This window comes from Pseudomonas sp. 14A (genome assembly GCF_018132745.1).
Lineage (GTDB): Bacteria > Pseudomonadota > Gammaproteobacteria > Pseudomonadales > Pseudomonadaceae > Aquipseudomonas > Aquipseudomonas mercuritolerans.
This window is the reverse complement of sequence record NZ_JAGRQJ010000018.1, coordinates 423,148-443,339: the sequence shown is the minus strand read 5'-3', so window position 1 is coordinate 443,339 and position 20,192 is coordinate 423,148. Positions and strand designations below refer to the sequence as shown.

General features: G+C 60.3%; 22 protein-coding genes. 9 read left to right on the top strand and 13 right to left on the bottom strand.

The features are described from left to right. Positions 1-146 precede the first annotated feature (146 nt). Positions 147-1,361, top strand: coding sequence for an aldose 1-epimerase family protein (locus PS14A_RS24630; RefSeq protein WP_212617426.1), 1,215 nt, complete (start codon positions 147-149; stop codon positions 1,359-1,361). Here PS14A_RS24630 and PS14A_RS24625 read toward each other — a convergent pair. From PS14A_RS24625 to PS14A_RS24615, 3 genes are all read right to left on the bottom strand, one after another. Beyond that, positions 1,358-2,851: a YifB family Mg chelatase-like AAA ATPase gene (locus PS14A_RS24625; RefSeq protein ID WP_212617425.1), complete on the bottom strand. Its 1,494-nt coding sequence runs from the start codon at positions 2,849-2,851 to the stop codon at positions 1,358-1,360. The two genes, PS14A_RS24630 and PS14A_RS24625, sit on opposite strands and share 4 nt — an antisense overlap. A 596-nt stretch (positions 2,852-3,447) precedes the next feature. Beyond that, on the bottom strand, positions 3,448-3,993 hold the full coding sequence (locus PS14A_RS24620; RefSeq protein WP_349251725.1) for an N-acetyltransferase: 546 nt from the start codon (positions 3,991-3,993) through the stop codon (positions 3,448-3,450). Positions 3,994-4,265: 272 nt separating this feature from the next. After that, complete coding sequence (locus PS14A_RS24615; protein WP_007920416.1) at positions 4,266-4,526, bottom strand: accessory factor UbiK family protein; 261 nt, start codon at positions 4,524-4,526, stop codon at positions 4,266-4,268. Between the two features lie 394 nt (positions 4,527-4,920). Here PS14A_RS24615 and glnK point away from each other — a divergent pair, with 394 nt between their 5' ends. The 4 genes from glnK to sutA all read left to right on the top strand — a co-directional run bounded on the left by glnK (position 4,921) and on the right by sutA (position 7,703). Beyond that, positions 4,921-5,259 (top strand): P-II family nitrogen regulator, encoded by a 339-nt coding sequence (gene glnK, locus PS14A_RS24610; protein WP_002555808.1) that lies wholly within the window; start codon positions 4,921-4,923, stop codon positions 5,257-5,259. A 37-nt stretch (positions 5,260-5,296) separates the two neighbouring features. Continuing rightward, positions 5,297-6,634 carry an ammonium transporter gene (locus PS14A_RS24605; protein ID WP_041476939.1) on the top strand — a complete coding sequence of 446 codons (1,338 nt, stop codon included), beginning with the start codon at positions 5,297-5,299 and terminating at the stop codon, positions 6,632-6,634. Between the two features lie 215 nt (positions 6,635-6,849). Next, the gene (locus PS14A_RS24600) at positions 6,850-7,275 is read left to right on the top strand and encodes a secondary thiamine-phosphate synthase enzyme YjbQ (protein ID WP_130912471.1); all 426 of its coding nucleotides are present in this window, start codon (positions 6,850-6,852) and stop codon (positions 7,273-7,275) included. Between the two features lie 101 nt (positions 7,276-7,376). Further along, the gene (gene sutA, locus PS14A_RS24595) at positions 7,377-7,703 is read left to right on the top strand and encodes a transcriptional regulator SutA (RefSeq protein WP_016772583.1); all 327 of its coding nucleotides are present in this window, start codon (positions 7,377-7,379) and stop codon (positions 7,701-7,703) included. A 189-nt stretch (positions 7,704-7,892) separates the two neighbouring features. On the opposite strand, the gene PS14A_RS24590 is transcribed toward sutA, so the two are convergent. From PS14A_RS24590 to PS14A_RS24565, 6 genes are read right to left on the bottom strand one after another with little or no spacing between them, the layout of a single operon-like run. Then, positions 7,893-8,600: an HAD family hydrolase gene (locus tag PS14A_RS24590; RefSeq protein ID WP_212617424.1), complete on the bottom strand. Its 708-nt coding sequence runs from the start codon at positions 8,598-8,600 to the stop codon at positions 7,893-7,895. Then, positions 8,597-9,496: a tyrosine recombinase XerC gene (gene xerC, locus PS14A_RS24585; protein WP_024014773.1), complete on the bottom strand. Its 900-nt coding sequence runs from the start codon at positions 9,494-9,496 to the stop codon at positions 8,597-8,599. The genes PS14A_RS24590 and xerC overlap by 4 nt, the downstream gene beginning before the upstream one ends. Positions 9,497-9,498: 2 nt before the next feature. After that, the gene (locus PS14A_RS24580; RefSeq protein WP_212617423.1) at positions 9,499-10,224 is read right to left on the bottom strand and encodes a DUF484 family protein; all 726 of its coding nucleotides are present in this window, start codon (positions 10,222-10,224) and stop codon (positions 9,499-9,501) included. 13 nt (positions 10,225-10,237) lie between these two features. Beyond that, a complete protein-coding gene (dapF, locus tag PS14A_RS24575) occupies positions 10,238-11,068 on the bottom strand; it encodes a diaminopimelate epimerase (protein ID WP_212617422.1) in 831 nt (276 codons plus the stop codon). 3 nt (positions 11,069-11,071) lie between these two features. Beyond that, complete coding sequence (gene lysA / locus PS14A_RS24570; protein WP_056791636.1) at positions 11,072-12,319, bottom strand: diaminopimelate decarboxylase; 1,248 nt, start codon at positions 12,317-12,319, stop codon at positions 11,072-11,074. 9 nt (positions 12,320-12,328) lie between these two features. Then, a complete protein-coding gene (locus tag PS14A_RS24565) occupies positions 12,329-12,499 on the bottom strand; it encodes a lipoprotein (protein WP_016772589.1) in 171 nt (56 codons plus the stop codon). 313 nt (positions 12,500-12,812) lie between these two features. Here PS14A_RS24565 and cyaY point away from each other — a divergent pair, with 313 nt between their 5' ends. The 3 genes from cyaY (at position 12,813) to rnk (ending at position 14,044) form a co-directional block, all read left to right on the top strand. Further along, positions 12,813-13,145, top strand: a complete 333-nt coding sequence (cyaY, locus tag PS14A_RS24560) for an iron donor protein CyaY (protein WP_041476930.1) — start codon at positions 12,813-12,815, stop codon at positions 13,143-13,145. Between the two features lie 3 nt (positions 13,146-13,148). After that, positions 13,149-13,370 carry a DUF1289 domain-containing protein gene (locus tag PS14A_RS24555; protein WP_130912469.1) on the top strand — a complete coding sequence of 74 codons (222 nt, stop codon included), beginning with the start codon at positions 13,149-13,151 and terminating at the stop codon, positions 13,368-13,370. 254 nt (positions 13,371-13,624) lie between these two features. After that, positions 13,625-14,044, top strand: coding sequence for a nucleoside diphosphate kinase regulator (gene rnk / locus PS14A_RS24550; protein WP_039757397.1), 420 nt, complete (start codon positions 13,625-13,627; stop codon positions 14,042-14,044). A gap of 9 nt (positions 14,045-14,053) precedes the next feature. Here rnk and PS14A_RS24545 read toward each other — a convergent pair whose 3' ends face one another. From PS14A_RS24545 to PS14A_RS24535, 3 genes are all read right to left on the bottom strand, one after another. Further along, positions 14,054-16,891 (bottom strand): class I adenylate cyclase, encoded by a 2,838-nt coding sequence (locus tag PS14A_RS24545; protein ID WP_212617421.1) that lies wholly within the window; start codon positions 16,889-16,891, stop codon positions 14,054-14,056. 181 nt (positions 16,892-17,072) lie between these two features. Beyond that, positions 17,073-17,318: a TIGR02647 family protein gene (locus PS14A_RS24540; protein WP_016772594.1), complete on the bottom strand. Its 246-nt coding sequence runs from the start codon at positions 17,316-17,318 to the stop codon at positions 17,073-17,075. Positions 17,319-17,518: 200 nt separating this feature from the next. Further along, on the bottom strand, positions 17,519-17,806 hold the full coding sequence (locus PS14A_RS24535) for a hypothetical protein (RefSeq protein ID WP_130912466.1): 288 nt from the start codon (positions 17,804-17,806) through the stop codon (positions 17,519-17,521). 123 nt (positions 17,807-17,929) lie between these two features. Here PS14A_RS24535 and PS14A_RS24530 point away from each other — a divergent pair, with 123 nt between their 5' ends. Continuing rightward, a complete protein-coding gene (locus tag PS14A_RS24530) occupies positions 17,930-18,589 on the top strand; it encodes a glutathione S-transferase (RefSeq protein ID WP_212617420.1) in 660 nt (219 codons plus the stop codon). 130 nt (positions 18,590-18,719) lie between these two features. Here the strand turns inward: PS14A_RS24530 and argH are convergent, their stop codons facing one another. Continuing rightward, complete coding sequence (gene argH, locus PS14A_RS24525) at positions 18,720-20,114, bottom strand: argininosuccinate lyase (protein ID WP_137214382.1); 1,395 nt, start codon at positions 20,112-20,114, stop codon at positions 18,720-18,722. Positions 20,115-20,192 lie beyond the last annotated feature (78 nt).

Below are 20,192 nucleotides of genomic sequence, written 5' to 3'. Positions count from 1 at the left end.
GCGTAATTCACAAATATTGTGAAGGCCCGAAATCCCTGTGGGAGCGAGCCTGCTCGCGAATGCTTTTCTGCCACCGCTTCTTTGGACTTGCTGAAACGTTTCCGCAGCGCTATAAAAATGGCACAACTCCAATAAAGGCTGCTGCCATGACCCCGCTCAAACTCCTCGTCGCCCTCGGCGCATTCTCTGCCGCTTCTCATGCCATGGCTTGGGACTATGTCCTGCTCGACGCCAACACTCCGGCAAAAAACTGGACGATCACCAGTGAGCAACTCGGCGTAAAAACTGCCAAACCGTTTTCCGTGGCCCTGCGTACCCTGCATGGCGGTCGTCAGGAGGGCGTCAGCATTGTCGATATCGATAACGGCACGATGAAACTCTCGGTAGTGCCGACCCGTGGCATGAATGTGTTGCAGGCTTCGGTGGGCGACGTGCGGATGGGCTGGGACTCGCCGGTCAAGGACGTGGTCAATCCGGCCTTTATCGAGCTCAACGGTCGCGGTGGCCTGGGTTGGCTGGAAGGCTTCAATGAACTGGTCACCCGTTGCGGCTATGAGTGGGTTGGCCATCCCGGCATGGACAACGGCGAATTGCTGACCTTGCACGGTCGCGCCGCCAACATCCCGGCCAGCACCGTCACTTTGCACATCGACGAGAAGCCGCCGTATGCCATCACGCTGCGTGGCGAGTTGAAAGAGCAGGCATTCAAGAAAGTCGATTTCTCGGTAGCGACCGAACTGGTCACCGAACCGGGCAGTGCACGCTTTGCCCTCAACGACACTCTGACCAACAACGGCGACTATCCAAAGGAATACCAGGCGCTGTATCACAGCAACTTCAGCACGCCGTTTCTTGAGCAAGGAGCGAAATTCGCTGCGCCGGTGAAGCAGGTGTCGCCGTTCAACGAGAAGGCCAAGGGTGACCTGCCCGACTGGCAGACCTATCGCGGGCCAACCAAGGACTACGACGAAACTGTCTACAACGTCGTGCCGTATGCGGACGCCAAAGGAGATACCTTGACCGTGCTGCACAACAAGGCCGGTAGCCTCGGCGTATCCGTTGGCTTCAATACTCAGCAACTGCCAGTTTTTTCGCTGTGGAAAAACACCGACACCCAAGGGCAGGGCTACGTCACCGGGCTGGAGCCGGGAACCAGTTTTTCCTACAACCGTCGCTATCAGCGGCCGTTGAATCTGGTGCCGACCATTGCGCCGAAAGAACATAAACAGTTCCAGATCAGCTACAGCCTGCTGGCCGACAAAGCTGCGGTGGATAACGCGTTGAAGCGCGTGACCGATATCCAGGCCGGGCGCGACACCGAAGTGCGCCAGGCACCGCTGGTTGATCTGACTGAGCATTAAGGTGTCGCCGGCCGGTATTGCAGTGCCTCGGCCAGATGCTCGCGGGTAATCGCATCGGCCTGTTCAAGATCCGCCAGCGTGCGCGCGACCTTGAGCAGGCGATGCGCCGAGCGCAGCGACAGGATCAGTCGCTCGCAGGCCGCTTCAAGCCATTTTTCATCGGCTGTGGATAACTTGCAGTGATGCTTCAGCCCCGGCAGATCGAGAAACGCATTGGCACAGCCCTGACGTTTCTGCTGGCGTTCCCGCGCTTCGGCGACCAACGCCGCAGCGCTGGCGCTGTCCTCGCCGGGCTTGGCTGCCGGATTCAATGCGGTCGCTTCACGCGCCACGGTCAGGTGCAGATCGATCCGGTCGAGTAGCGGCCCTGAGAGCTTGTTGCGATAGCGCTGGACCATGTCCGGTGTGCACGAGCATTTGCCACTGGGTTCGCCAAGATATCCACAGGGACACGGATTCATCGCTGCCACCAATTGAAACCGCGCGGGGAAACGTACGCGATCCTTGGCCCGGGCGATGACGATATGCCCGGACTCCAGCGGCTCGCGCAGCACCTCCAGAACCTTGCGATCAAACTCCGGCAACTCATCGAGAAACAGTACGCCATGGTGGGCGAGGGTGATTTCGCCGGGTTGCGGTTTCGAGCTGCCACCGACCAATGCCGGCCCTGAAGCCGAATGGTGCGGTTGCCTGAACGGCCGCTGCGGCCAGTGAGTCAAGGGAACCCCGCTGGCGACCGATTGAATCGCTGCTACTTCCAGCGCCTCACATTCGGAAAGCGGCGGCAGCAAACCCGGCAGACGACTGGCCAGTAATGTCTTGCCGGTTCCCGGTGGCCCGCTGAACAGCAAGTTATGCGCCCCCGCTGCGGCAATCAGCAGTGCGCGTTTGGCGGCCGTCTGACCCTGCACTTCGTTGAGGTCGGGATAGGGCTTGGCGGCGTGCATCAAACCATCGGAAACGTAAGGCTCGACCGGCGTGTGCCCATTGAAATGCGCCACCGCTTCCAGCAAATGATCGACCGCAAACACCTTGAGGCCCGAGGCCAGGCACGCCTCTTCCGCATTCGCCCGAGGCACCACCAACGCCCGCCCGGCCTTGCGCGCCGCCAATGCCGCCGGCAGCACGCCACGCACCGGCCGCACGGCACCCGACAGCGCCAACTCACCCAGACATTCCACCTCGTCCAGCGTCAGACAGGGCACCTGCACACTGGCCGACAAGATCCCCAAGGCAATTGCCAGATCGAAGCGCCCGCCATCCTTGGGCAGGTCCGCCGGCGCCAGATTCAAGGTGATCCGCCGCGCCGGAAATTGCAGCCCGGAATTGATGATCGCGCTGCGCACCCGATCCTTGCTCTCCTTCACCGCCGCTTCAGGCAGGCCGACCATGGTCAGCGACGGCAGACCGTTGGCCAGATGGACTTCGACAGTGACGGTTGGGGCTTCCACGCCAATCTGGGCGCGACTGTGGACAATGGAGAGGGACATGGTCGTTCCTTGAGCTGAATCGGGGAGCCGCTTCCTGCGGGTTTTTGAAGGGTAGTTGAGCCGGGCTTCAGTGCTGAAATAGAGGTTTACAAGACGTATCCAGACCCGATTGGCTGTCACTGTTTGCCTGAATTGAAGCGTTGACTCTCGCCCGGCATTGACGGATCCTCCCGCTCGAGGACTGCAACTGCGCATTCGTCGGGACTGGGCACCAGTAAAAGCTCCCCCGCATTTTTGGCAGCAGAGAAAGCTGGTTTCTCTGAAGTAGTGACGACGGGCCGACTCGTCGGATTCTGAACCCATGGCGGCGAAGCCAAGAGCTAAAGAATCGCTGCGACTACTCCTCCAAACACAATAAAGGCGTCCTATGGACGCCTTTTTATTTTTGACTCAGGATCTTCTACCGGCCAGCGGGCCGCTTGGCTCAAGCTCTGGCCCACACGTAACAGCAACTTCAATAAATCGCCGTTGGTTGGCTGACATGTCCCCAGCCAACCGGAGTGCTTCGAGATGTAGTTCAACAATCTGAAGAAGCTTTTCCTTTCGCTTTTTTGGGCTCATACGCACCTCGTGCGATTGGGTTGTTGATTTCGATGTTATTGACCGTTCACAGAAATGACAAGCCGGTTGGTGTGGTCGAACTCGAACCCCAGTTTCCGGTAGTAAAGAACAACATTCGGATCAGGATCCTGGATCTCGATTTCTTTGCATCCTAGCGCTCGCGCATAGTGATCTGCGACAAGCAGAGCAATCGGCGCGATCCTGCCGCGAAGCGGGTGCGCGCTATCCGGATGCCCTTCCAACAAAACAATCTTTAAGCAGATAGAGCTTGCGCGCGGGGTCGCATAGCACATGCCGCAAAGAATCTGTTTGTACCATATCGCCAAATCCAGACCTTTCGCATCTTTACTTTTCCAGTCTGCAACGTCATCCCAAGGGAAAATTGTTGGCCCCTCCCAGAGAAAGTATTGCTTTATCGCTGCTGGGGTAATTGGCTCAAACTTGACCGCTGCTGCATCAATATTTGGGATTCTCGGGGCAATGTCCTTGAGAAAGAATTTGTAGGCGATCTTTCGCGAATTTGATCTGAATGTCTGGTTACGAAGATCCGTTGCTTTGCCTTTTCTTCTCATTGTTTTCATCTGTTTGGATCTGGTCGCAGAAGATAGCCAGCAGAGAGGGGGCAGCGAAATCAGACGTGGCGGACGCGTTTTGTAGGACGTTACTTCTGTGAGTGGAGGATTTCGGAGCAGGGTGGGGAACGAAGACACAAAAAGGTCATTTCAGTGGGGATTGTTGCAGGGCTGTGCATCAAAAGATCGCAGCCTGCGCTAATTCATACACATGAAGCTGAAGGTAGTGCCGACCTTCAGTCGCTAGCAGGCTAGCTGCTCCCACAGGGGATAGCAGCGGATTATTCCGCGGGCGGTGTCAGCTTCGCTTCCATCTCGGCGACTTTGGCTTCAAGACTCTCAAGCCGTGCCCGCGTGCGAGCCAACACCACCATCTGACTATCAAACTCTTCCCGGCTGACCAGATCGAGTTTGCTGAAGGCACTTTGCAGCAGCATTTTGAACTGGCTTTCGATTTCGGCTTTCGGCAGCGGGGTATCGCCGCTGAACAGGCGGGAGGCGGTGCCGCTCAGGGCGTCGAGGAAGTCTTTGGGCGCGAGCATGGGAAATGTCCTGGAAACAATGGTCGGCAGTGTATCACGCAGTGTCTATAGCCAATCCCGTTGCACGGATGCACGCTTTTCGCGCAGGGGGACAGACGGTGGCGCACCGTTGTTGTGCGTATCGGCAAAAGCTTTTCTGCCCGAGCGCGTGCAACAGGGGCCAAGAGATTGAAATGCAGGGTTTTTGCCGAGCTGGCAAGGTTTCTGCTTAGTCACCCTCGACCCATGCACTGATGCAGTCGCTGTGACGAATGCAGTGCGGCAGACGAAGCGGGGAGTTTCGTCTGATGCGGTTAGCTGGCGTCAACGATGCGTTACAAAGCCAGGCACTGCGCTTAGACTTGAGACGGGTTTGTTTTCCTGGGGCAAGTCCACCAATTCGGGAGAGAGTTTCATGAAGCTAGTCACTGCCATCATCAAGCCGTTCAAGTTGGACGACGTGCGCGAGTCGCTGTCCGAAATCGGCGTGCAGGGCATTACCGTCACTGAAGTCAAAGGCTTCGGCCGGCAGAAGGGTCACACCGAGCTGTATCGCGGCGCGGAATATGTGGTCGATTTTCTGCCCAAGGTGAAAATCGACGTGGCCATCGACGACAAGGATCTGGATCGGGTTATCGAGGCGATAACCAAAGCGGCCAACACCGGCAAGATCGGTGACGGCAAGATCTTCGTGGTCAATCTGGAACAGGCGATCCGCATCCGTACCGGCGAAACCGATACCGACGCGATCTAAGCGCCGCCACAAACCCAACGCCCCAGGAGAAAACAATATGACTCTGCGTAAATTCGCAGGGCTAGGCGCCCTGTTGTCCATCGTAATGCCCGGCATCGCCATGGCGGCAGACGAAGTGGCAGCGCCAGTCCTCAATTCCGGCGACACCGCCTGGATGCTCACCTCGACAGCGCTCGTGCTGTTCATGACCATTCCCGGCCTGGCGCTGTTCTACGGCGGTATGGTTCGCTCGAAAAACATTCTTTCCGTGCTGATGCAGTGCTTCGCCATTACCGGTCTGATCAGCATCCTGTGGGTCATTTATGGCTACAGCATTGCCTTCGACACCACCGGCATGGAGCAGGGCGTCGTCAACTTCAATTCGTTCTTCGGTGGCATGGGCAAGGCGTTCCTCGCCGGTGTCACGCCTTCGAGCATTACCGGCCCGGCGGCGCTGTTCCCTGAGGCTGTGTTCATTACCTTTCAGATGACCTTCGCGATCATCACCCCGGCGCTGATCGTCGGTGCGTTCGCCGAGCGCATGAAGTTCTCCGCGATGCTGATCTTCATGGGCATCTGGTTCACGCTGGTTTATGCACCGATCGCGCACATGGTCTGGTCCGGTAACGGCGGCCTGATGTGGGACTGGGGCGTGCTCGACTTCGCTGGCGGCACCGTGGTGCACATCAACGCCGGTATCGCCGGTCTGGTCGCGTGCCTGGTGCTGGGCAAGCGCAAAGGCTTCCCGACCACACCAATGGCTCCGCATAACCTCGGCTACACGCTGATGGGCGCGGCGATGCTGTGGGTCGGCTGGTTCGGCTTCAACGCTGGTTCCGCTGCTGCCGCCAACGGCACTGCCGGTATGGCCATGCTGGTTACCCAGATCGCCACTGCCGCTGCGGCACTGGGCTGGATGTTTGCCGAGTGGGTCACCCACGGCAAGCCAAGCGCACTGGGCATCGCTTCGGGTGTGGTCGCCGGTCTGGTTGCGATCACTCCGGCCGCTGGCACCGTGGGCCCGATGGGGGCACTGGTGATCGGTCTGGCCGCAGGCGTGGTGTGCTTCTTCTGCGCCACCACCCTGAAACGCAAACTTGGCTATGACGATTCCCTGGACGCCTTCGGCGTGCACGGTATCGGCGGTATCCTCGGCGCGATCCTCACCGGTGTGTTTGCCGCACCGGCACTGGGCGGCTTCGGCACCGTGACTGACATTGGCGCGCAGGTCTGGATCCAGATCAAAGGCGTCGGCTTCACGGTGATCTACACCGCGATCGTCACCTTCATCATCCTCAAGGTGCTGGACGCCGTCATGGGTCTGCGCGTAACCGAGGAAGAAGAGTCGGTCGGCCTCGATCTGGCACAACACAACGAACGCGGCTACAACCTGTAAGTACGCGCGATAAAAAAATTGCCCGGTTCGCCGGGCATTTTTTTGTCCGGGATTTGTCATTCAGGGAGCGGCTGAAAGGATTTTTCTTACGGCTTTGGTCGTCTTTACGACGAGGCTTTTTCTGCGGGCAATCGCTTACATCGCTGCAGGAATATTAGGGCCTTTGTTTTTTTTCAGAGCACGCTAGAATGCGCCCCGAACGAGCGGAGAACTGTATGTGGCAACAGACTCTGATAACCCTGCGGGCAAGGCCCCGGGGCTTTCATCTGGTGACGGACGAGTTGCTCACAGGCTTGCCTGAACTCAAGACCTGTCGGGTCGGTCTGTTGCATTTGTGGCTGCAGCACACGTCGGCGTCGTTGACCATCAACGAGAACGCCGATCCGGCAGTTCGTCGCGACTTCGAACGATTTTTCAATCGTCTGATCCCACAAGGAACGGACGGCTACGAGCACAACGACGAAGGCCCGGATGATCTCCCGGCGCACTTCAAGGCCAGCGTGCTTGGTTGCCAGATCAGTCTGCCGGTTGCGGCAGGGCGGCTGGCCCTGGGTACCTGGCAAGGGATTTATCTGGGCGAGCACCGTGATCATGGCGGTGCCCGTAAAGTCCTCGCCACCTTGCACGGTGAACAGGCATGAGCCGCTGCCGGGCAGCGGCAGAAGATTTTTCAACGGCGGCTTCGACAGCCGCCAAAGCTGGTCTATAACTAATCTGCTTTTGGCAAGTCATGAGGTAGAACATGAGCGACGATGATCTGGAAAACGACGACCTCGAAGTAGGCGACGAAGACGAGGCCGAGGAAGGCCTGGAAGCGGCAGCGGAAGACGTTGCCGAAGATGATGGCGGTGACGACACGCCGGCCCCGGCTGCCAAAGGCAAAGCCAAGGCTGCGGTCTCGGTCGACGAGTTGCCGAGCATCGAAGCCAAGAACAAGGAGCGTGACGCCCTGGCCAAGGCCATGGAAGAATTCCTTGCGCGCGGCGGCAAGGTGCAGGAAGTGGAGGCCAACGTGGTCGCCGATCCGCCCAAGAAGCCGGACAACAAGTACGGCAGCCGCCCTATCTGAGGCGCGTCGCTCGCTTGCTGAAAAAGCCCGCCGTCGCTGCGGGCTTTTTCATGTCTGAAATAAATCCGTTGAAAACAAATGCAGTCCCCTGTGGGAGCGAGCCTGCTCGCGAAGAGGGCATGTCAGCCGACATACATGTTGGATGACACACCGCATTCGCGAGCAGGCTCGCTCCCACAGGGCTGTAGATCAGTTCGAGGAAGCATTCCAGCGGGAGAGGACGGCGGGCAATTCGGTCAGGCTGCGAATTTCCGCATCCGGCAAGCGCTCCGCCTCCCAGACCTTGCCCGTCGGGTTGAACCACACCGCGCGCAAGCCTGCCTGCTGTGCCCCGGCAATGTCATCGCCAGGATGATCGCCGACATGCACCGCCGCTTCAGCACCCACACCACCGCGCTGCAACGCTTCATGAAACAGCCGCGCATCAGGTTTGGCGATGCCGATGTCTTCGGCGCACAAGGCGAACTTGAAGTAATCCGCCAGCCCCAGCCGGCGCACGTCGGCATTGCCATTGGTGACCACGCCGAGGGCATAGTGATTGGCGAGCAGCTCCAGCAGCGGCTCGACTTCCGGGAACACTTCGATCTGATGCCGCGCATGCAGGAACACTTCAAAAGCCTTGTCAGCCAGCTCCGACGCTTCGCCGTGGGCATACCCGGCTTCTTCGAGCGCATGGAACAGCACACGTCGGCGCAGCGCGCTGATGCGGTGTTTGAGGCCCGGTTCGCCCGCCAGCACTCGCTCGCGAATCGACCACAAATGCTCCACCGGCACCGCGCCCAGGTTCGACGCATGCTCGCTCAGCCATTCGCGCAACACGGTCTCAGCGCTGGCGATCACCGGCGCGGTATCCCACAAAGTGTCGTCGAGGTCGAAGGTGATCAACTGAATGCTCATGAATCATCGCCTTTCATGCGTTTGGCCCGGGGATGGGCGCTGTCGTAGACCGCCGCCAGATGCTGGAAGTCGAGGTGGGTATAGATCTGTGTGGTTTTGATATCGGAGTGACCGAGCAATTCCTGCACCGCGCGCAGATCCTGTGAAGACTCGAGCAAATGGCTGGCGAACGAGTGCCGCAGCATGTGCGGATGCAGGTTCTGCCCCAGCTCGCGCTCGCCAGCCAGTTTGACCCGCACCTGAATCGCGCGCGGGCCGAGACGCCGACCTTGCTGGCTGACAAACACCGCATCGTCCGCCGGGTTGGTCATGGCTCTAAGCGGCAACCAGTGTTCCAAGGCTTCGCGGGCCTTGGTGCCAACCGGCAACAGCCGGGTCTTGCTGCCCTTGCCGAGCACCTGAACCATGCCGTCGGCGAGGTCGAGTTGATCGAGATTGAGCCCGGTCAATTCGGACAGGCGCAGGCCAGAGGAATAGAACAGCTCGAGAATCGCCTGATCGCGCCGGGCGAGAAAATCGTCCTCGACCGCACCTTCCAGCAATTGCAAGGCGCGGTCGGTATCGAGGGTTTTCGGCAGGCGCCGTTCGCCTTTTGGCGGGGCCAGGCCGGTGGCCGGGTCGTGGTCGCACAGGCCTTCGCGATTCAAGTAGTGATAGAGCCCGCGCACCGCTGACAGCAGGCGGGCGAGGCTGCGCGAGGACTGGCCTTGCGCATGCAACCGGGCGATCAGGCTGCGCAGACGCTGGATGTCCAGCGCGGCCCAACTGCCGATGTTCTGCTTGATGCACCAGCCGAGGACTTTATCGAGGTCGCGGCGATAAGCCGACAGGGTGTGCGGCGACACCTGTCGCTCACTGCGCAGATGTTCGCAGTAAGCGTCCAGTTGTCGTTCCATGGTCAGCGTACCGAGCGCAGCGAGCTGTTGACCCGTGGCAGCACGCGGCCCATGACCTCGGCGATGTAACTGAGGAACAAGGTGCCGACCGAGCTCTTGTAATGCAGCGGGTCACGGCTGGCGATGGCCAGAATGCCGTGAATGCCCTGATGGCTGACGGCAACCACGGCGGTCGAGCCGATCTGCTGGCGCTGTTCTTCGCCGAAAAGGAAATCCAGCTCATGTTCACGCAGGCTGCCGCTGACGCTTTTGCCTTCGGTGAGCAGGCCGCCAATCGCGGTTTGCGCGTCGGCGTGGGTTACCCAGCGGCCGACCGGGGCCGGGTTGTCGCCGAGCAGGATCAGGCTGACGAAGGGCACCTGGAAATCCTGACGCAGGCTGTCTTCAACGCTGATGACCACGTCTTCCAGGGTCGATGCATCCATCAGCGCGAGGATCAGGCGGCGGGTCTTTTCGAACAGGCGATCGTTGTCGCGGGCCACGTCCATCAGATGCGAAAGGCGATGGCGCATCTCGATATTGCGATCGCGCAGGATGGTCATCTGCCGCTCGACCAGCGACACGGTGTCGCCGCGTCGGTGCGGAATGCGCAACGACGGCAGCAGTTCTTCGTGCTCGACGAAGAAGTCCGGATGAGCCTCCAGGTAGGCGGCAACCGCGGCTGCCTCAAGGCTCTCGGACGCTGATTCGTCGACTGGTCGGGCGGGTACCTGTGGCTTGTCGGTCATGATTTCTGCTCGCTCAAAGACGCACTTGTCCTTCGTATACACGCACTGCCGGACCGGTCATCAACACCGGTTCGCCCGGGCCGGCCCACTCGATGGACAGACGCCCGCCGGGCAGGTCGATCAACAGCGGCGAATCCATCCACCCCTGACTGATGGCCGCCACCGCTGCCGCACAGGCGCCGGTGCCGCAGGCCTGGGTTTCCCCGGCGCCGCGTTCCCATACGCGCAGTTGCCCACGATGGCGGTCGATGACCTGAAGGAAACCGACATTGACCCGCGCCGGGAAGCGCGGATGGTGTTCTATCTTCGGCCCCAGTTCATGCACCGGTGCACTGTTGATGTCATCCACGCGTATGACCGCATGGGGATTGCCCATCGACACGGCGGCCAGCTCGACCGTGGCGCCTTCGACGTCCAGCTGATAACTGCTGGCCTGGGCTGGCGCCTGGAATGGAATATCCGCTGGCACCAGGCGCGGCGCGCCCATGTTCACGCCGATCTGGCCGTCGTTACGCACGTCCAGTTCGATGATGCCGCCCTTGGTCTCGACGCGGATCTGCCGCTTGGCAGTCAGACGTTTGTCGAGCACGAAGCGGGCGAAGCAGCGCGCACCGTTGCCGCACTGCTCCACTTCCGAACCGTCGGAGTTGAAGATCCGGTAGCGGAAATCCACATCCGGGTTGCTCGGCGCTTCGACTATCAGCAACTGGTCGAAACCGATCCCGGTGTGGCGATCGCCCCATTGCTTGGCGTGTTTGGGCTGAATGTGCGCGTGCTGGCTGACCAGGTCGAGAACCATGAAGTCGTTGCCCAGGCCGTGCATTTTGGTAAAACGCAGCAGCATGGGTTACTCCGGCAGCAGGCTTTCGCCGGCAAACAGCTCGGCCACGGTTTCGCGGCGACGCACTTCAAAAACCTGATCACCATCCACCAGCACCTCGGCGGCACGGCCGCGGGTGTTGTAGTTGGAGCTCATGACGAAACCGTAGGCTCCGGCCGAATGCACCGCCAGCAAGTCGCCTTCTTCCAGCGCCAGCTCGCGGTCCTTGGCGAGAAAGTCGCCGGTTTCGCAGATCGGGCCGACGATGTCGTACTTGCGTGCAGCGCTGTCGCGCGGCTTCACCGCCGTGACATCCATCCACGCCTGATACAGCGCCGGGCGGATCAGGTCGTTCATCGCCGCGTCGACGATGGCGAAATCCTTGTGCTCGGTGTGCTTGAGGTATTCGACCTGGGTCAGCAACACGCCGCCATTGGCGACGATGAAGCGGCCCGGCTCGAACACCAGCGCCAGATCACGCCCGTCGAGACGCTCGCGCACGGCTTTGATGTAGTCGGCAGCCAGCGGCGGCTCTTCATCGCGATAACGCACGCCCAGGCCGCCACCGAGATCAATGTGGCGCAGGTGAATGCCGCAATCGCCCAAGCGGTCGACCAGATCGAGCAAGCGATCCAGTGCATCAATGAATGGCGGCAGGGTGGTCAGTTGCGAACCGATGTGGCAGTCGACACCGACCACTTCCAGGTTCGGCAGATGCGCGGCGCGCACGTACACGTCTTCGGCGTCGGCAATGGCGATGCCGAACTTGTTCTCTTTCAGACCGGTGGAAATGTACGGATGGGTGCCGGCATCGACGTCCGGGTTCACGCGCAGCGAAACCGGGGCGCGAACACCCAGCTCGGCGGCGACCACTTGCAGGCGCTCGAGCTCGTCGGTGGATTCGACGTTGAAGCAGTGCACGCCGACTTCGAGGGCGCGACGCATGTCGTCACGGGTCTTGCCGACGCCGGAGAAAACGATCTTGTCGGCGCTGCCACCAGCGGCCAGTACACGTTCCAGCTCACCACGGGAAACGATGTCGAAACCGGCGCCGAGACGGGCCAGGACATTCAGTACACCGAGGTTGGAGTTGGCTTTGACCGCGAAGCAGACCAGATGCGGCATGCCGGCCAGCGCATCGGCGTAGGCCAGATACTGCGCTTCGATGTGGGCGCGCGAGTAGACATAGGTGGGCGTGCCGAAGCGGTCGGCGATGGCGGACAGCGCCACACCTTCCGCGAACAGCTCCCCGCCACGGTAGTTAAAAGCGTCCATGGCGATCCCTTAGTAAACGTCGTGCTTGTGAGCCTTGGATGGCTGCTTTTGCGAGGACTGGGCTTGTTCGGCCGGGTCCTGGTCGTCATCGGGCAGGTACAGCGGGCCTTTTTGACCACAGGCCGAAACCAGGCAGGCAACCGCGACGAGCGCAGCAAGGGAAGAGATCAGGCGCTTCATGGCGAAATCCTTGAAAATGCGTTAATTGCGCCGGAGTATACCGGCCACCCGGCAGCTTGCCTATGCGAGGGGGTTCCCGTCCGGCGGGGCTCCTGTGATGCGCATCATCCCTGTGGGAGCGAGCCTGCTCGCGAAGGCGTCGGCAAATTCAACAGGCTCGTTGCCTGACACACCGCTTTCGCGAGCAGGCTCGCTCCCACAGGGGCGGTGTTGAATAGGCGACAGGTGCTTGGTCGTTAATCTTTGCAATCGGCCGGCAGCGTCCGTATCTTTCGGCGCTTGAGCCTGATCAGACATTTTTGAGGTTGCCGCAATGAGTTTGTCCGAAGCCCGTTTCCACGATCTGGTCGATGAAACCCAGGAAAAACTGGAAGACATATTTGACGAAAGCGATCTGGACATCGATCTGGAAAGCTCGGCCGGCGTGCTGACGGTCAAATTCGAAAACGGCAGCCAGTTGATCTTCAGCCGCCAGGAGCCATTGCGTCAGCTGTGGCTGGCGGCCGTGTCCGGTGGTTTCCACTTCGACTACGACGAAGAAAGCGAGCGCTGGATGTGCGACAAGAGCGAAGAGCAATTGGGCGAAATGCTTCAGCGCCTCGTCAAACAGCAGGCTGGCGCCGAATTCGATTTCGAAGGTCTGTGATTCGTGGCTGATGCAGCGCCTGTTCGCCCGCCGAAACCGCTCTACAGCAACGTCAGCCCGGCGGTGCCTTCGCCGTGCACGGGCGTCTGTCGTCTGGACGAGCAGAAGGTCTGCCTCGGCTGCGCGCGCCACGTCGAAGACATTCGCGAATGGCGCTCGGCGGATGATCAGCGGCGCCGGGTGATATGCCAGCAGGCTGCCGCACGAAAATCCCAAGCCTGTTGATATCGTGGCGAGGGGATTTATCCCCGTTGGGTCGCGTAGCGGCCCCAAAATCTATACGGCTGCTGCGCAGCCGAACGGGGATAAATCCCCTCGCCACAAGGGTTTCACCCAGGCAAAAAAGGGCGTGACTTGTATATTTTTTGAGCTGTGATAGTGTCCGCGAACGCCTCAAACCACCGAGGCACGGTGAAAACCCCGTCTTTTTTGGCGGGGTTTTGCTTTTTTTGTGCAGAAGAAAGGAGTCTGCCTGGATCATGACCGCACCTTCCATCACCCTTACCCGTCTGGACGTGCAACGTCTGGAGCGCCTGATCGACAGCCTGAGCGAGAAAGACCAGGCTGCGCCGGGCGTGATTGCGCTGCAAACCGAGCTGGACCGCGCCGATACCGTGGTCGGCCACGATGAAGTGCCCGCCGATGTCGTGACCATGAATTCCCGCGTGCATTGCCGTGAAGAAGGCAGTGGCAAGGATTACCACCTGACGCTGGTCTATCCCAAGGACGCCAACGCCGACGAGGGCAAGATCTCGATCCTGGCACCGGTCGGCAGTGCGCTGCTGGGCCTGAAGGTCGGTCAGCACATCGACTGGCCGGCGCCGGGCGGCAAGTCGCTGAAACTGACCTTGCTGGAAGTGGAATCGCAACCGGTCAACGGCGGCGCCTTTCCCGAATAAATCCCCGCTTCAAACCTGTTCGAGCGCTTCATTCAACGAGCGCTCCAAGTCGGCCTTGTAGCGCAGATAGAGATTGCTTGAACTGTGCCCGTCACCGAGCAGCCCCGAGAGATCGAGGTCTGTGATGTAGCAGCGATAGCGCTCGGTCTCGCGGCGCTGCTCGACGATCTCCCGGGCGACCACGCTGAACAACTGGTCGCCATGCTCCAGCTCGCTGAATTCGCGCTGATTGCAATACAAGGTGACCTGCACTTCGCCCGGCGCGGCTTTGCCGATGATCGCCTGTACGTCATAGAACGGTTTGTTCACCGGTGTCTGCGGTGCTGGCCGGGTTTCGACCCTGCGTGAGCGCCCCGGGCCTGACAGCTGGTAATACAAAGTCTCGGGGCTGCCCGCAGGGCCACCGTCCATCGGCAATTGCGCTTCACGGCGGTACTGGATCGATTGCAGAAAACGCTGCAGCGGTACCAGCAAACTCTGCTCGTCGTGGTACGGCAGTTGCTGCTGCCACAGCGCATTGAATTCATCCAGCACGTACAGCTCGGCCTGCTGCTCGCTGATGCGGTAGAACACCTGAATGCACTCCGGCTGACCCATCGGCAGGATCAGCGCCAGGTCGTGATCTTCCAGTGCCATCGGGTCCAGGTGCAGCGGGCTGTAGCGCGGTTGTTCTTCGCCCAGATAATCAAGCAGTGCCGGCAGAGTGGCGAGGGCGACATGGTTGACCTGACCCGGAACCAGCTCCAGCACGTGATAGTGCTGCTGCACTTGAATCAGGTAGCGATGATTCAAATTGCTGAGCAACAGGGTCTGCGCGGTGTCGACGATTTCCTCGACGCGGCGGGCAATGAACTGCGCGCGGTTGTGGCAGAAGCAGCGTACTTTCAGGGATGGCTGCACAGGCCCGCGCGGCAGGTTGTTGAGGTAATCGCGCAGGCAATCGAGCAGCGCATGCGGGCCGTCGAAACGATTGACCAGCACTTCGTTCCAGCTGTTGAGCGTGACCTGATCGAGGGTCAGCACCAGGTTTTCGCGCACGCCGGCATAGCTCAGCGAGTCGGTGCGCTCGGTGGTCATCAGGATGTTCAGATCGCGATGATGCTTGAGCGGGTCGACGCCGACGTTAATCAGCATCAGCACTTCGCTGGGCACGGCGGCGCGCAGCAAGGGCTCTTCGGCGACGGTGGACAAGGGCAGGGCGATGCACTGCTGCAGGCTGCCGAGCAGGTTGAACAGCTCGAACTCGCTCAAGTCGCTGGTGCCCGGATGCAGGGCCAGACGCGTACTGCTGTCGATCACGCCGTTGCGGTGGCACCAGGTCAGCAGTTCAAGCAGCTCGCGACTGCGCTTGATTGGCGCGAAGTGTTCCCACTCCAGCGCCGTCAGGCTGCCGTTGTACAAACCCCACTGGGTCTGCCCCGGCTCTTTTTTGTTCGGCGATTGCACCAAGGTCAGGGTGTCTTCGGCCAAGTCCGGGGCGATGCCCGGATTGATGAATTCGACCTTGTCGGCCTTGCGCTCGAACGCCGCGTACAGGCGCCGGCCGAGCACATTGAGGTCGCGCTTGTTGATCAGGCTGACAGTCTGTTCGTTGCGGGCGAATTGCGTCAGGAAGCGATAGCTGTAATTGAGTTCGTTGACCAGCGCGCGACGTTCGGCGCTGACCTGGCGGACTTTCCACTGACTGCGGCTGTCGAGCAGCGCCAATTGGCGCTGATCCCAGTGCCACTCGCCGGCCAAGCGTTCAAGCAGTGTGCGTTGCCAGCCCTGGCTGCGGCTGTTGCCGGTGAGCTTGCGGTTGACCTTCAGATACAGCGCGCGGCGCACCAGCTCCAGGCGTTCCGGCTCGTTACGGGCAATCAGGTATTCCTCGATACGCCGATACACGACCATGTACGGGTCGAGCTCATCGAGATCGAGCTGATTGGCAAACACGGCTCTCTTGAAGCGCAGGCTCAGGCATTGCACGTGCGGATGTTCGCTGGCGTACACCTCGGTCAGCAGCAGTTTAAGCACTGACTTGTAGGGCGACTCGATGCCTTTGAACAACTGCCACAACCCGGCACCGATGAATTCGCCGGGCGCAATGGTTGCCATCGGCCCGAGATCGAGGGTTTCGTCGGCGCGAATAAAGCGCTTGGACAGTAGGGTGTGGGTGTACGCGTCGTAGGCTGTTTCTTCATAGACCGGCACCAACCACCAGATCGGCGTGCGCCCGGCCAGCCAGATCGCCGTGCGATAAAACTCGTCGAGCAGCAGATAGTGCTGGGTGCTGCCGCAGTTGTCCGAACTGAGCTTGGAATCGCGTTCGCCTTTGACGAAGCGCGCCGGGTCGATCAGGAAGAAATGCGCTTCGGCACCCTGGCTCGCAGCCCAGGCTTCCAGCAATTGGCACTTCTTGCTCAGCTCGGCGAGCTCGCTCTCGCTCAGATCCGGCCCATGGCAGACCCACACGTCCATATCGCTCTGATCGGCCTGGGCCAGCGTGCCGAGGCTGCCCATCAGGAACAGGCCGTGGATCGGTCGCGGCGGGTTACTGCCGTGGCGCGGTTTGTAGGAAAACGAGCGAGTCAGGCGCTGCGCCTCAGTCAGCGCACTGGCGTCCGGCTCATAATTCGAGAGACCCGCCGGCGTACTGCCCGAGACATAGCCAGGCAGCAACGGATGATTGACGTGAAAGAACAGCGGCAACAGCGTCAGCACGCTTTGCTGGCGCGTCGACAAGCCTTCGAGGGCGCGGCCGAGGCGGCCTTCATTGAGTTTGAGAAAACGTGCGCGCAGTTGGCTGAGTACCTTGCGGTCGATGCCTTCGTCCAGGTCGGGGCGGATTTCGTGGGTGCGCGTCATGTCAGCTCAAACCGGCTTGCAGGCTCGGATGTAGAGGGTCTCGGATTGGCCGCAGTTTAGCCTCTGCGCAGCAGGACGTTTAAGCTGAATTTGTTTTTTGACGGCAGATTTTTATCGACAGCGTTCAGGCTGGCCCGCGGAAATCCCGTGGCAGGAGTTTCCGTGGGCAAAGTCAGAGAAATCAGGCGGTTTCCTGTTCTTTCAAAATCGTCAGTACGGTCTGCACGTTTTGCGCGGCATCGCGACCGAGGCTGGTCAGATAACCGCCATCGGGCTGGTCGGTGAGTTCTTTTTCAAAGAGGCGCTGGGCAGCAGCGATGTGTTTCGGGGCAGCGGTCTGATGAATTTTCAGACCTTCCTGGGAACTGTCCAGGTTGAAGAGTGCAAGGACTTCCAGTTCGGCAACCAACTCAGGGGTAAGCGACATAAGGACTCCAGACTTTCTAGGAATTGGACGACAGCGCCCCTAAGGTGAACCCGCTGGTGCGGCATGTCCAGTGCTCAGATCAGGGGATTTTATCTTGAGGCGAATTCCAGTGTAGTCCGCATAAAAAAGATCGCAGCCTTCGGCAGCTCCTACGAGAGATTGGTGCAGGAGCTGCCGAAGGCTGCGATCTTTTGATTTTATTATTTTTCCGGTGGCAGCTCTGGCAGCTTGCGCAATGCCGTTTCGTACCATTCGGTGTCGAACGGGCGGTCTTCATCGAGCATCGCGTCAATCTCATAGGCAAGCACGTGAGCCATGAGGTTGAGGATCTCCTCACGGTCCATGCCGACCAAAGTCAGCTTGTTCAACGTCGCTTTGGCCGCCGGCGGGTTGTCGCTTTCGATCTGGTTCTCGATGGCTTCGATCAGGGTCGCTTCGGTGAATGCTTCTTCGTCGTCATCGTTGACGATATCTGTCGGCTCGCTCATTGCAGGCTCCTCAGGGAAAGGCGCCAGTTTACCCGCATTCAGCGGCGTGATGCTGCTGGCGGGAAACGCCGCGGCGATCTATAAACAGGCACTGCCCACCCCGCACGGCCTGGAGGCTCTGTGATGTTCAAGCTCTACGGATTCGCTGTCAGCAACTACTACAACATGGTCAAACTGGCACTGCTGGAAAAAGGCCTGGCCTTCGAAGAGGTGACCTTCTACCCGACACAAACCCCGGAATCACTGGCCATCAGCCCGCGCGGAAAGGTCCCGGTGCTGGGTGTCGACGCCGGTTACATCAACGAAACCGCGATCATCCTCGAATACCTCGAACAATCACAAAAGGGCACGCCGCTCCTGCCCAGCGATCCGTTCGAGCGCGCGCAGGTATTGGCGATTGCCAAGGAGATCGAGTTGTACATCGAGTTGCCGGGGCGTGCCTGCTATGGCGAAGCGTTTTTCGGTATGACATTGCCGGAGGCGATCAAGGAGAAGACCCGGACCGAGCTGCTGCTGGGCTTCGCCGCGCTGGGCCGTCATGGCAAGTTCGCTCCGTACGTGGCGGGTGACAGCCTGAGCATTGCCGATTTGTATTTCCTCTACAGCGTGCCGCTGGCCTGTGCGGTCGGGCAGAAGCTGTTCGGGATCGATCTGCTGGGCGAGATGCCGCAGGCGAGAGCGCTGCTGGAGCGGCTTGAGCAGAATCCGCACGTGCAGAAGATTGCGGCGGACAAGGACGCGGCGATGCCGGCGTTTTTGGCAATGATTGCTGCCAAGAAGTGAATTTTGTAGCGCTCTGAAGGAAGCCTTCGCGAGCAGGCTCGCTCCCACATTGAGCCGGTGGTGAACACAAATTTTGTGAACATCCAGAATCCCTGTGGGAGCGAGCCTGCTCGCGAAGCTTTTTTGGCTTCTAGCGGCTGGCGATCAACGCCTGACCGCGCGCCACCGCAGCCTTGACCTGCGCCGGCGCAGTCCCGCCGATATGGTCCCGGGCATTCACCGAGCCTTCGAGGGTCAGCACGGCAAACACGTCCTGCTCGATCTGATCGCTGAACTGACGCAGTTCTTCCAGGCTCATCTCGGCCAGATCCTTCCCGCTGTCGACGCCGTATTTCACTGCGTGGCCCACGATTTCGTGGCAATCACGGAACGGCAGGCCACGGCGCACCAGGTAGTCAGCCAGGTCAGTCGCAGTGGAGAAACCGCGCAGTGCCGCTTCACGCATGATCGCGTGTTTCGGCTTGATCGCCGGGATCATGTCGGCGAACGCGCGCAGCGAATCGCGCAGGGTATCGGCGGCGTCGAACAGCGGCTCCTTGTCTTCCTGGTTGTCCTTGTTGTAGGCCAGTGGCTGGCCTTTCATCAGGGTCAGCAGGCCCATCAGCGCGCCGAACACGCGGCCGGTCTTGCCGCGCACCAGCTCAGGCACGTCGGGGTTTTTCTTTTGCGGCATGATCGAGCTGCCGGTGCAGAAACGATCCGGCAGATCGATGAACTGGAACTGCGCGCTGGTCCACAGCACCAGCTCTTCGGAGAAACGTGACAGGTGCATCATCGCGATGCTCGCGGCCGAGCAGAATTCGATGGCGAAGTCGCGATCGGAAACGTTGTCCAGCGAGTTGCCGCCGACGGCGTCGAAGCCGAGCAGTTGCGCGGTGTATTCGCGGTCGATCGGGTAAGTGGTGCCGGCCAGCGCGGCGCTGCCCAACGGCATGCGGTTGGTGCGCTTGCGGCAGTCGACCAGACGCTCGTAGTCGCGGCTGAGCATTTCGAACCAGGCCAGCATGTGGTGCCCGAAGGTCACTGGCTGTGCGGTCTGCAGGTGAGTGAAGCCCGGCATGATGCTCGCGGCCTCACGCTCGGCTTGCTCCAGCAGGCCTTTTTGCAGGCGGGTGATCTCGGCGAGGATCAGGTCGATTTCATCGCGCAGCCACAGGCGGATATCGGTGGCGACCTGGTCGTTGCGGCTGCGCCCGGTGTGGAGCTTTTTACCGGTGACGCCGATGCGGTCGGTCAGGCGCGCTTCGATGTTCATGTGCACGTCTTCGAGGTCGACGCGCCAGTCGAACTGGCCGGCCTCGATTTCGCCCTGAATGGTGTTCAGGCCATCGATGATGCTGTCGCGCTCGGCATCGGTCAGCACGCCGACCTTGGCCAGCATGGTGGCGTGGGCGATCGAGCCCATGATGTCGTGGCGATACAGGCGCTGGTCGAAAGTGACGGAGGCGGTGAAGCGGGCGACGAAGGCGTCGACGGGTTCACTGAAGCGGCCGCCCCAGGACTGATTGGTCTTGTCAGTGCTCATGAATTCGCTCGTATCGGCTTGAAGAAATGGCGTGAAACGCTGGCGCGGATAATAACAGGGTTGCCAATCCTGTCGCTG